This window comes from Terriglobus roseus DSM 18391 (assembly GCF_000265425.1).
GTDB classification, from domain to species: domain Bacteria; phylum Acidobacteriota; class Terriglobia; order Terriglobales; family Acidobacteriaceae; genus Terriglobus; species Terriglobus roseus.
This window is the reverse complement of the sequence record NC_018014.1, coordinates 1069420-1081524: the sequence shown is the minus strand read 5'-3', so window position 1 is coordinate 1081524 and position 12105 is coordinate 1069420. Positions and strand designations below refer to the sequence as shown.

Below are 12105 nucleotides of genomic sequence, written 5' to 3'. Positions count from 1 at the left end.
CAGTTTCTCCGCTGACGAATTATCAATAACCGGAGCCAATGACCATGAACAGCATCACGCGCAGGCAGTTTCTCTCACGCACGGGCACCGTCGCCGCACTCGCGGCCTCTGCCGCGGTTCTGCCGCGCTGGGCCTTCGCGGATCCCCTGGGCCTGCCCATCGGCATCCAGCTCTACGTCGTCGGCGCAGACATGCAGAAGGACGCTGCCGCAGCCGTGAAGCAGATCGCGGCCATCGGCTACAAGGAAGTCGAGACAGCCGGCTTCGGCTCGCTCAAGAACGCAAAGGAACTGCGCAAGGCCTTCGACGACAACGGCCTGAAGTGTCCCAGCGCGCACCTGCCGCTCAAGCTGGACGACCTCAACGCCAGCTTCGATGACGCGCACGCCCTCGGCTGCACCTACGCGACCTCCTCCGTACCGCAGATGTGGCTCGCGCCGCCCATGCCCGCCATGGACCCGAACATGACCGCAGATCAGCGCCGCGAAGCCATCAACAAGGCTCGTGGAGGCATGCTCGCTCCCCTGACGGACGACAAGTTCAAGGCGCTCGCCGAAGACATGAACAAGGTAGGCGCCGCCGCAAAGGCCGCCGGTCTCAAGTTCTGCGCGCACAACCACACCATGGAATTCGCCATGATGGACGGCAAGCCCGGCTACGACTACCTGATCACCCACACCGATAAGGACCTCGTAACCTTCGAGATCGACTGCGGCTGGATGACCGTTGCCGGCTACAAGCCAGCCGACTTCATCGCACGCTACCCCGGCCGCATCAAGATGCTGCACATCAAAGACTTCCTCCCCTACCTGAAGGGCGCCAGCACCGGCGGCCCCATCCGTCCGGAAGGCTCGGAGATCGGCAAGGGCGTGGTCGATTACAAGGCGATCTTCGCCGGCGTAAAGGGCAAAGGCATCCAGCACATCTTCGTCGAGCAGGAAGGCCCATACAGCCGCATGCCTGCAATGGAAGCCGCCGCATTCGACTACAAGTACCTGCACTCGCTCTCGTAAGGAGCTGCTGGAACATAACAACCGGAGCCTGCCCCACCCGGGCAGGCTCTTTTTTTGTGCCGGCCAGAACAAGCTCTGAACTTGTGCGTTCCAAAGAGCGTACCCACACGTATGCCGATCATGCGTACCTTATTCCTTTGTCTGGCACTGCTATCCGCGGGGAACTGCCTCGCGCAGGACAAGCCGCTGACCGCAAACGAGATCATGGCGCGCGTCGCCACGAATACAGACCGTGACGAGGATGTGCGCGCCCATTACGTCTACCTGCAGCACGCACGCATGACCTCACGCCGCGGCAAGACCGTTATGTGCGAGGAAACGACCGACGCTCGTGTCACACCGGGCCTGCACGGCTCCGAGCAGCTGATGATGAAAGTCGACGGCCGCCGCCGCGAAGGCAACCAGTACATCGCCTACACGGAATTGCTCAAAGACAAGCCACATCCAAAGGCGGGCACCGACTCGCAGGAAGACAAAAAACTAACGAAAGCAGAACGCAAACAGCGCCGCAAAGAAGGCCTGCTCAATGACGATGATGAGAGTCTCGACCAGCAACTGGTCGAAAACATGCGCAAGAACCTGACCAATGAGAAATCGAAAGACGGCCTGCACGCCGGTCTGTTCCCGCTCACCGGCAAAGCGCAGGAGAAGTACCTCTTCAACCTGAAAGGACGCGAACGCCGCAACGGCCGCGACACCTTCCATATCACCTTCATCCCGCGCGATAAAGACGACTACGGCTGGCGCGGCGATGCATGGATCGACACCGAAGCCTTCCAACCCGTAGTCGTCCAGACGGCCATGGCAAGAAATATCCCGATCGCCGTCCGCATCCTGCTGGGCACCAGCCTACCCGGCCTAGGTTTCGCGGTGACCTACGCACCACAGCCCGACGGCGTCTGGTTCCCTACCAGCTTTGGCACCGAGTTCAAGATCAACGTCCTCTTCCTATTCCACCGAACCATCGCACTCTCGGTCGAAAACGGTGACTTCGAAAAAACCCACGTGGACTCCCGCATCCTTCCCGCGAGTGAAGTCGCGCAGGAGCCGACTGCGGAATCCATACCGCAGCCATAAGACGCAGGACCGAAAAGAAAAACAGCAGCCTCAAGGGCTGCTGTCTCCGATCCGGTTGGAAGCGATTTACTTGCTGACTTCCACGCCGCGCCAGAAGGCGATGTGATGCTTTACTGAGCGGGCGGCCGGCTTTGGATCCGGGTAGTACCAGGCTGCGTCGGGGTTTTCCTGGCCGTCAACCAGCAGCGTAAAGTAACGCGCCTGCCCCTTCCATGGGCATGACGACGAGGTGGAACTGGGGCGGAGAAACTCGCGCTTCACCGACTCCTCGGGGAAGTAAATGTTGCCTTCGACGGTCTCGAAGCTCTCGCTCTCGGCCACCGTCTGGCCGTTCCACATTGCCTTTGCCATTGCTGAATCACACACTTTCAAAGAAGGTTCGACGGACTGGAACTCAGCGGAATACCGTCGTGGGTCGCAAACCGACCCAAATTTGGCGTCCTACCTTTGTAACAGTCCTGACCATTAGATGGAAAATGTGGTTACCACGGTGCATGGCCTTTTTACGAAATCAAATCCCTGTCCAGGAACCCTCCCAGGTTCGCTGCCGGCGAGAACGTACCCGGCGGCATGGTGAAAGGGCAGCACCCCGGATCGGCAGTGCTGCCCTTGTATGTAGAACGAAACAAAGAATCTAAGAGCGCTTACGCAACACTCTCTACGAGCGGCCGGGTAGTCTCAGGATCGGGCCGCTTCAGCACCGGAACCTCGATCGGCGCCACCACCGGAATTGGCCGGTCCGTAATCTCCTCGTAACCGCACTCGATCGGATGGACCACCTCTTCCACCTTGGCGCCCTTCTTCGGCCGACGCTTCGGCAGCGCTTCGTGGTTATGCGGACACACCTCGTGAATCAGACCATCCGCCTTGTTCGGCACCTCCAGCAGGTAGGTGCTGTTCCCCTTCGGGCATGGCTTGTTGATCAGCTTCAGATTGCTGGTGAAATCGCACTTTGGATAGTTCGTGCAGCCGTAGAAGACATTTCCCATCTTCGACTTACGTTCCGCGATCTTTCCGCCGTCCTTCGGGCAAGCCACGTCCAGCAGCGTCTGCTTGACGTACTTGCACTTCGGATATCCCGAGCACGACGTGAACTCGCCATACGATCCGGTCCGCTTCACCAGCTCCATGCCGCACTCCGGGCAGGGCTCGCCGGTGGGTTCTGGCGGTTTCTGCTGCACCTTCTGGTTCAGCCGGCGCACAGTCTTGCACGGCGGGTCAGCCGAGTAATCCGGGCAGCTCATGAACGGGCCCCACGGTCCGTTCTTCAGAACCATCAGCTTGCCGCAGTTCTCGCAGAACTCCTCTTCCTCGGTGTCGCCCGCCTCCATTGCCGCAAGATCCGGCTTATCTGCGAAGTTTTCCTTCGTAAAGTCGCAACTCACCGGGTCGATCAGGATGCTCTTGCCACGCGTGGAAGCCAGCTTCATGGCCGCCAGCAACTGCTTGTCGTCTTTGACCTCCTCGCTGGAGGCCTCGGCATCGTCGACCATGCCCTTGACCGTCACCGGGTACTCAAACGAGTCCGTCACGCGCTTCATCGCGGCCTTCGCGTCCTTCTTGAAGGCGCTTACCGCAATGGTCTTCGGCTTGGTCTTGGTGAAGGCGCTGCAGCTATAGAACGAGCCGAACTTGCCCCACTTCAAAATCAGTGGCGAGCCGCACTTCTCGCACAGCTCCTCCGTCGGCTTCTCCCACCGCTTGATCTCTTCCATCGAACCTTCGGCGACCTTGATCTCCTTCAGCAGGTGACCGTAGAAACCGTCCAGCAGGTTCGTCCACTTCTCCTTGCCGCTCTCCACCTCGTCCAGCTCATCCTCGAGCTTGCGGGTGTAGTCCATATCGAAGATGTACGGAAAGTTCTTCACCAGCAGCGTCGTCACGACCATGCCGATCTCCGTCGGCACAAACTTCCGCGCCAGCTTCTTGACGTAGTCGCGATCCTGAATCGTGTTGATGATGCTCGCGTAAGTCGAAGGCCGGCCGATGCCGCGCTCTTCCAATTCCTTCACCAGAGAAGCTTCGTTGAAGCGTGGCGGCGGCTCCGTGAACTTCTGCTCCGTCAGCACTTCCACCAGGTCCAGGGCCTGTCCCTGCTTCAGCGCGGGCAGCGCTGTATCCGCGCCCTCGTTCTCGCCGTCAGACGACTCATTCTGCGGCTTCGCAGCAGCCGTCGCATTGGCAGCGCGAGGATCGGCAACCTTAAGGAAACCGTCAAACTTCAGCACCGATCCCGAAACGCGAACACTGTATTTCTTGTCGCTCACGCCAGTGATATCGACGTTCGTCTGGTCATAGACGGCCGGCGTCATCTGGCTGCCGACAAAGCGGCGCCAGATCAGGTCGTACAGCTTGAACTGCTCGTCGCTCAGGTACTTCCGGATGCTCTCCGGCGTGTATGCAACGTTGGTCGGACGGATGGCTTCGTGCGCATCTTGCGCGTCCTTCTTGCCCTTGAAGTCATTCGGCTTCGCCGGCAGATACTGTGGCCCAAGCGTCTTGATATAGTCGCGCGCCATGTCGATGGCGACCGGAGCCACACGTGTGGAATCGGTACGCATATACGTGATCAGGCCGACGGTGCCTTCCTTACCGACCTCGACGCCCTCATACAAACGCTGCGCAACGCCCATCGTCCGCTTCACGTTGAAACCGAGGCGGTTCGAAGCATCCTGCTGCAGCCGTGAAGTCGAGAACGGCGCAGGCGGATTCCGGCGGCGCTCCTTCGCTTCCACAGAAGCAACGGTCCACTTCGCCTTCTCCATACCGGCCTTCGCAGCCTCGGCACTCACGCCCTCCGGCAGCGCCGGCGGACCAACCGTCTCAACGCGAAGACCCGTGCCATCGATAGCGTACAGACGTGCAATAAACTCCTGCTTCGACGAAGCGGGCTTCAGCTTCGCATCCACCGGCCAGTACTCCACCGGGTTGAATGCCTTGATCTCGTTCTCGCGGTCCACGATCAGCCGCAGCGCAACCGTCTGCACGCGTCCGGCACTCAGTCCGCGGCGCACCTTATCCCATAGCAGCGGCGAGATCTCATAGCCCACCAGCCGGTCCAGCACGCGGCGCGTCTGCTGCGCCAGCATCAGGTTGTTGTCCACCTGCCGCGGCGTCTTGAAGGCGTCGTTGACGGCCTTCTTCGTGATCTCATTAAAGGTCACGCGGAAGATCGGAGCCTTGCTCTTCATGCCCGGCTGCAACTGCATCTGCAGATGCGCGGCAATCGCCTCGCCTTCGCGGTCAGGATCGGGCGCCAGGTACACAGCGTCCGCCTTCGCGGCCAGCTTCTTCAGCCGGTCCACCAGCTTTTCCTTGCCGGGCGAAACAATCAGCTTCGGCAGGAACGTGCGGTTCTTCAGCTCAACGCCGATGTCGTTCTTGGGCAGGTCCATGATGTGGCCAATCGAAGCCTCCACCGTGTAGTCGCTGCCGAGATATTTATTGATCGTCTTCGCCTTCGCCGGCGACTCTACGATCACGAGATTCTTACCCATAACTGCTTCCTGGTTTCTCCGGATTTCTCATCCGGTCGCAGCGCTCAAAACCTTCCGCGCCGCTGCCGGTCACAACCGGCCGATCAACCTGCTGACACCGGCAACCGCTCGGCGATCACGCTGGCCTAGGGTCTGCGCCCTTTTCTCTCTGTCTCGGTATGGAACCTAACACGAGTTCTCCCGGCGCGTCACGTTAGCGTTTTCCGCAGGTTGGACCCATCCGCTCCAAAAAGGTCTGCGGCCGGCGCCCAATCGGCCGCCAAACACCGACTTCCACAGCAGATGCGATCACCGCCCGGTCCGACTCAAAGCCCAGCCCCCGCCCCAAACAAACCTTTGCTTCAACTCACCGCAACGTGTTAGCGGTGACATCAATAAGTCGTACGACCCTTTCCTGCGCAACTGGCGTCAGATGTCGTAGCATCGGTACGAAAGACACTCTTCATGCATGCTTCGCGCGTTCGCGCTCTTCTCTCTGCCCTCTTGTTTTCGTCCCTAGTCAGTGGGTCCCTCTACGCCCAGGCGCTGCCGGATGCCCCCAGCCAGCAAAAGACCCACTCTGCCCTGCAGGGTCACATCATCGACACCAACGGTGCGCCGGTCGCCGATGCCTACGTCACGCTTGTGAATGCCAAGGGCGCCAACGATCAGGTCATCCACTCCGCCGCCGACGGCACCTTCCTCTTCAATAATCTCGACCCCGCAACCGTCCGGCTGACGGTCACCGCGGCCGGCATGGAGACCTTCATCTCGCCAGAGATCCGCCTGGATGCAGGCGAAACCGGACACATTCCAGAGATCATCCTGCCCATCGCGCCCGCCAATACGGAAATCTCCGTGGTCGCAACGCAGGAGCAGGTCGCCCAGGCCCAGCTCAATGCCGCCCTGCACCAGCGCGCACTTGGCGTCCTGCCCAACTTCTACTCCAGCTACATCTGGGACGCAGCGCCCCTCAATTTCCGGCAGAAGTCCTGGCTTGCCTTCCGTTCCACCACCGACCCGGCAGAGTTCGCCGTGATCGCGATCATCGCCGGTGTCGAGCAGAAGCGGGGAACCTTCAAAGACTACGGCGACGGTGCCGAGGGCTACGGCAAGCGCTTCGGCGCTGCCTACGCCGATGTCGTCGTCTCCCGCTTCTTCGGCTCGGCGGTCTTCCCAAGCATCTTCCGCCAGGACCCCCGCTACTTCTACATGGGCTCCGGCAGCGTGCGCCATCGCGCCCTGTACGCCATGTCGACCGCGTTCATCCAGAAGGGCAACAGCGGCCACTTCCAGCCTGCCTACTCCCGCATCCTGGGATCGGTCGTAGCGGGCGCAGTCTCCAACCTCTATCGCCCCGACAACAACCGCGGAGCCGGCCTCATCTTCCGCAACGTGGGCATCGGCATCGGCGGTCACGCCGTCGTCTCCCTCGTCCGCGAATTCGTCCTCCGCAAGGTGACCTCCGGCATCCCCGACTACGAACAAGGCAAACCCGTCGCGGAAATCACCGTCGCCCCACCAGCCAAAAAATAGTCCGATACCAGACGCCTCTTTCTCGGAAGACCTCTTGCAAAGCGGAACCATGCCGGGTGCCCCATTCTTTGCGAAGCAAAGGGTGGGGTCTTCTTTTGAAGGTCAACCGCTCCACCCTGGGACCGGCCTCCGAACCATCGCTCAACGAGGCTTGCCTGTCGTTAAAACGTCCGCACATAGTTCTTGCCGGGCATCTGCCGCACCCGCCCTGCGAGCTCCAGCTCAAACAGCGCGGTAAAGATCTCTGGCGACTGCAACTGGCCGTCCAGCCGCTCGATCAGGTCGTCCAATTGCACCGACTCGTCGGCCCGCAGGATTGAAAAAACCAGCCGCTCCGTCGGCGGAAGATTGCCGTCGTCGAATAAAGATGCGGCCGTCGCCGTTCCCGATTCACTGCCCTGCCCCGTCCGCTCCTCCAGCTCCAAACGGATCTGGCTCGGCAGATCCTCCCACACGTCCTCCCAGGTAGCCGTCAGCTTCGCACCCTGCTTGATCAACGTGTTCGGCGTCCACGATCCCTTGTTCGTCACATTGCCCGGCACCGCATACACATCGCGATTCTGCTCCATCGCGCACCGAGCGGTGATGCGCGTGCCGCTGTGCTCCGCCGCCTCGACGACCAGCACGCCCACACTCATCCCGCTCAGCACCCGGTTGCGAACAGGAAAATTCTGTGGCGCCGGAAACGTCCCCAGCGGGAACTCGCTCAGGATGCAGCCGCCCGCCATCAGGATCTGCTCCGCCAGCCGCTTGTTCTCCTTCGGGTAGATCACATCGACGCCCGTGCCCCACACTGCAACGGTCTTTCCGCGAGCATCCAGCGCACCCTTGTGCGCCTCGGTATCGACACCCCGAGCCATCCCACTCAGGATCACAACTCCCCGCGCCGCCAGCTCTCGACTCAGCATCTGCGCCATGCCGCTGCCATATGGAGACGGATGCCGCGTGCCCACCACCGCAATCCCAGGCAGCGCCAGCAACGAAGTGTCGCCACGAAACCACAGCACCGCCGGCGGGTCATAGATCTCACGCAGCCGGTCCGGATACTCCGCGCAATCGTGCGTCAGAAACCCCGCACCCTGCTCCTCGATCCGCGCAACCTCGTCCACCGCCAGCGCACGCGACTTGCCCTCAAAGACATGCCGGGCCGAGGCCGCCGGCATACCCAGACCCTCGAGTTGCGTTAACGACATGCTGAAGATTTCCCCGGCCGCAGCAGTTCGCGAAACCGCCCGCAGCGTCCGCGTCGCGCCCATCCCCGGCGTCAGAATCAAAGCCATATAGGCCAGCCGGTTCTCAGCCTCGGCAGCACCGAAGACCCGCGGCAACGCGTTATCAATGGCAGTCGCCATGCAAAATGTCTCCCGGTGCGAACGGTTATACATCGCCACCCCGCTAAGACAATGCCGCGTTGCAGACAATCGCGACTCGCGACGTCCCGAAATGGAAGACATCGCGATCTTCTACCCGGCCCAGATGACCGCATCGTCATGCGCCACCACGAACCCAACCACCGCCCCCGATACTCTAAAGACAAGTGTCCCGTCTTCGCATCGCCGCCATCAGCTTCCTCAATCCCGCGCCGCTCCTGTGGGACTTCGAACACCCACCCGCCAGCCAGCAGCTCGTCCAGCGCTACGACGTGCGCTACACGCTGCCCTCGCAGTGCGCCGCGCAACTCGCCTCAGGCGAGGCAGACCTCGGCCTCATCCCCATCGCCGCACTCGCCACCATGCCCGAAGTGGTGGCCGTCCCCGGCTGCACCATCGCCTCGCTGCACGCGGTCCGCTCCATCCAACTCGTGCTGAAGCCCGGCCTCACGATGGCAACCGTCAAAACACTCGCAACTGACGCCGCATCCCGCTCCTCCGCGGCCTATGTCCGCACCATGATGCGTGAGTTCTACGGCGACACGCCGCACGTCCACGAAGAAGAGGCGGATCTGCCCGCCATGCTGCGCACCAGCGACGCCGCCCTGCTCATCGGCGATCCAGCCCTGCTCGCGCTCGAACACCGCAACGACTTCGCCGACCACACCTGGATCGACGTCGCGTCCCTCTGGCAGCACCACACCGGCCTGCCCTGGGTCGCAGCCGTCTGGGCCGTCCGGCCAGAGGCGCTCACGCGCTGCCACATCACGCGCGAAGACCTCATCGCAGACCTGACCGCCTCACGCGACCGGGGCCTCACGCACATCGAAGACCTCGTCCTCGAATGGACACCACGCCTGCCACTCTCCGCCGAGACGATCCGCAACTACCTCACCCGCAACATCCACTACACGCTCGACGACCAGTGCCTGCAGGCCATCGACCGCTTCTACACGCTCGCCGCCCAGGCCGAAGTCCTGCCCGCGTATAAGCTAAGGCTGTTGTAGCCGCGGAAGCGGGCCTCTGGTCGCCTTCAGAACATATCCTTGCTCTGGCGCAACACAACCGCACACTGCTGTAGCCGTGCGCTCCCCTGCGAGCGTCCAATCACCGACCGATGATCCTTGCGCTCCTCCAAAAGGCTGCCCAGACAACCACGAGCGCAACCGCGCACGTGCGACGCCCCACGACCACGGGCGGCAAAATCACCCGCTACTTCTTCCGTCTCGGCCTGCTCGGCCTCTTCTTCATCTGTGTCGTCGATTCCTCGCCCGTCCCGCTCCCCATCCCGGGCTCGTCCGACATCCTCGTCGTCCTGCTGGCAGCCCAGCGACAGGCCTGGCTCCTTGTCACCGTCGTCGCCACCATCGGCTCCATCGTCGGAGGAGCCATCAGCTACCAGACCGGCGCCATGGGCGGCCTGCCCCTCATGGACAAGTACGTCCCGGCCCGCTTCCGAGACCGGCTACGCCGCTGGACGACCGAGCACGCCCTGCTCTCCGTAGCGCTCCCGGCGCTGCTACCACCGCCCGCACCGCTCATGCCCTTCCTGATCGCCGCTGGCGCCCTGCGCATGCCCCGCAGCCGCTTCTTCTGGAGCTTCACCCTCTCGCGCTTCCTCCGCCACGCCTTCTACGCCTGGCTCGGCCTGCACTACGGCCGCAAGATCATGCCGCTCTACCAGCGCTTCGCCGACCACTACGGCTGGATCCTCCTCGTCATCGTCTGGGGATCCATCGGCTTCGGCATCATCTACGCCATCGTGAAGCTACGCCAGCGCCGCCACGAGCAGCACGAAACCGCCACCACCGCAGCCGCGGCGTAAGTACGCTCACGCATTCCAGCCCAGGTGCCGGGTGCCCCATTCATGCGCGTTTTCTTGCGCATGAGTGGGACCTTTCCCGGTAACGTCCTTCGAACCCACTCATGACGATGAGCCGTCATGAATGGGGCACCCGCTTTGATCGCGGGATTGAAACAGGATTTCTCGCGAGCAATAAAACAGGCCCGGCCAAAGCCGAGCCCATTCCCTATTGCCTGTTTCCTGTTGAGACCTAGAACTCCCACCGCAGCAGAGTAGCCCCAACGGTAAACCCTGCCCCAACACTCGCCAGCAGAACCAGGTCGCCCTTCTTCAAACGCTTCTCTTCCAGCGCCGTTCCCATCGCCAGGGGAATCGTTCCGCCCGTCGTATTGCCGTAGCGGTCAATGTTGATCACCACGCGATCCTCCGACAGACCAAGACGCTCCGCCGTCGCCAGGATGATGCGCTTGTTCGCCTGGTGCGGTATGAACGCCGCCAGGTCCGAACCCAGTACACCATTCGCCTGCAACACACGCTCGCTGGCTTCCATCATCTTGCGCACGGCAAACTTGTAGACGGTCTGCCCCTCCTGCTTGATGAAATGCTGACGATTCGCAACCGTCTCTGCCGATGGCGGATGCAGACTGCCACCTGCAGGCATGCACAGTGCGGAACCACCCGAGCCATCGACCTCATGGTAGAAGTCGATCAGGCCGACCTCGCCCTCTTCGCACGGCTCCAGCAGAACGCATCCGGCGCCATCGCCGAACAAGATGCACGTCGTGCGATCGGTGTAATCCACGATCGAACTCATCGTGTCCGCGCCAATCACCAGCACTTTCTTGTGCGTGCCCGTTTGGATGAACTGCGAACCCACCTGCAACGCATAGGTAAACGCAGAGCAGGCAGCCGACAGGTCGAATCCCCACGCCTTGGTGGCTCCAAGCTTGTTCTGGACCAGGCACGCCGTCGCCGGAAACAGCATGTCCGGCGTCACCGTTCCCACGATGATGCAATCGATCTCGCTGGCATCAATGCCACGTTTGGCCAGGCAGACCTTCGCCGCCTCAACCGCCATGTCGCTCGTCGCAACACCCGCGTCCACCACGTGGCGCTCGCGAATGCCGGTGCGCTCCATGATCCATTGGTCGTTCGTCTCGACCATCCGCTCCATGTCAGCGTTGGTCAGCACACGCGGCGGAACGTAAGTCCCAACCGACGAAATTTTTGCGCGAGAACTCACGCGCGGCTTCAACTGCAGATTCAACTGGCTTTCCTCCGCGCCGATATACAGCGCATGAATATCCTTGTTGAGCATACCGCTTCGCCCCTGCGACGGTGCAACCACCGATCCTGACGCATGCCGTTACCCGCCACCGCCCACTGCGCAACAGCGTCATCTGACGAAGCAGCGGCCACCCACCCGCACCAGCCATCGTCCTGAGCAAAGCGAAGGATCCCGCAGGCGCTGACCGGCACAAAAACTCCAAAGCTTCGGCTCCAAGAACGCGAAGCCGCCAAGGAAAGTATCGCTCTGCAAAACAAATTGTGAGGGGAAAAGAAGGCGCCGGCCAAAGCCACGTTACGCATCTTCCAAATTCTGCGGGAAAAAGAAAAAGCGCCGGGTGACCCACTGCGCTGCGCGTCTTCCAATATTGTTCGAAAAAAGAAAAAGCGCCGGGTGACCCACTGCGCACTCAAGAGCCTGCTACCGTTGCTTCCTTCCGGACCTGGCGGGGTTTGCAGGAGTGAGTCGCGTAGGACCCGGCACTCGTTGATTTTAGCAAACAAACGGAACCAGCGGCCCATCCCCCACGTACCCACGCCCA

10 protein-coding genes and 1 other RNA gene are annotated in these 12105 nt (G+C 61.6%); 6 read left to right on the top strand and 5 right to left on the bottom strand.

Annotated features, from left to right (window positions below):
* The first annotated feature begins 44 nt into the window (after positions 1-44).
* Positions 45-1013, top strand: a complete 969-nt coding sequence (locus TERRO_RS04730) for a sugar phosphate isomerase/epimerase family protein (RefSeq protein WP_014784857.1) — start codon at positions 45-47, stop codon at positions 1011-1013.
* Positions 1014-1133: 120 nt separating this feature from the next.
* On the top strand, positions 1134-2090 hold the full coding sequence (locus TERRO_RS04725) for a LolA-like protein (protein WP_157178249.1): 957 nt from the start codon (positions 1134-1136) through the stop codon (positions 2088-2090).
* Positions 2091-2156: 66 nt separating this feature from the next.
* Here TERRO_RS04725 and TERRO_RS04720 read toward each other — a convergent pair whose 3' ends face one another.
* Both TERRO_RS04720 and topA read right to left on the bottom strand, forming a co-directional pair.
* Positions 2157-2441, bottom strand: a complete 285-nt coding sequence (locus TERRO_RS04720) for a DUF427 domain-containing protein (RefSeq protein ID WP_014784855.1) — start codon at positions 2439-2441, stop codon at positions 2157-2159.
* A gap of 293 nt (positions 2442-2734) precedes the next feature.
* A complete protein-coding gene (gene topA / locus TERRO_RS04715) occupies positions 2735-5587 on the bottom strand; it encodes a type I DNA topoisomerase (protein ID WP_014784854.1) in 2853 nt (950 codons plus the stop codon).
* Between the two features lie 483 nt (positions 5588-6070).
* Here topA and TERRO_RS04710 point away from each other — a divergent pair, with 483 nt between their 5' ends.
* The gene (locus TERRO_RS04710) at positions 6071-7102 is read left to right on the top strand and encodes a carboxypeptidase-like regulatory domain-containing protein (RefSeq protein WP_157178248.1); all 1032 of its coding nucleotides are present in this window, start codon (positions 6071-6073) and stop codon (positions 7100-7102) included.
* A 161-nt stretch (positions 7103-7263) separates the two neighbouring features.
* Here TERRO_RS04710 and dprA read toward each other — a convergent pair whose 3' ends face one another.
* A complete protein-coding gene (gene dprA / locus TERRO_RS04705; protein ID WP_014784852.1) occupies positions 7264-8454 on the bottom strand; it encodes a DNA-processing protein DprA in 1191 nt (396 codons plus the stop codon).
* Positions 8455-8639: 185 nt separating this feature from the next.
* Here dprA and TERRO_RS04700 point away from each other — a divergent pair, with 185 nt between their 5' ends.
* From TERRO_RS04700 to TERRO_RS23790, 3 genes are all read left to right on the top strand, one after another.
* Complete coding sequence (locus tag TERRO_RS04700) at positions 8640-9479, top strand: menaquinone biosynthetic enzyme MqnA/MqnD family protein (protein WP_014784851.1); 840 nt, start codon at positions 8640-8642, stop codon at positions 9477-9479.
* A gap of 110 nt (positions 9480-9589) precedes the next feature.
* Complete coding sequence (locus TERRO_RS04695; RefSeq protein WP_014784850.1) at positions 9590-10297, top strand: YqaA family protein; 708 nt, start codon at positions 9590-9592, stop codon at positions 10295-10297.
* Positions 10298-10398: 101 nt separating this feature from the next.
* Positions 10399-10530 carry a hypothetical protein gene (locus tag TERRO_RS23790; protein WP_281047887.1) on the top strand — a complete coding sequence of 44 codons (132 nt, stop codon included), beginning with the start codon at positions 10399-10401 and terminating at the stop codon, positions 10528-10530.
* Here TERRO_RS23790 and TERRO_RS04690 read toward each other — a convergent pair.
* Together TERRO_RS04690 and ffs are read right to left on the bottom strand one after the other, a co-directional pair.
* Complete coding sequence (locus TERRO_RS04690) at positions 10527-11594, bottom strand: beta-ketoacyl-ACP synthase III (RefSeq protein ID WP_014784849.1); 1068 nt, start codon at positions 11592-11594, stop codon at positions 10527-10529. The genes TERRO_RS23790 and TERRO_RS04690 overlap by 4 nt on opposite strands.
* 354 nt (positions 11595-11948) lie before the next feature.
* An RNA gene (ffs, locus tag TERRO_RS22530) (signal recognition particle sRNA small type) lies at positions 11949-12046 on the bottom strand.
* Between the last annotated feature and the right edge of the window lie 59 nt (positions 12047-12105).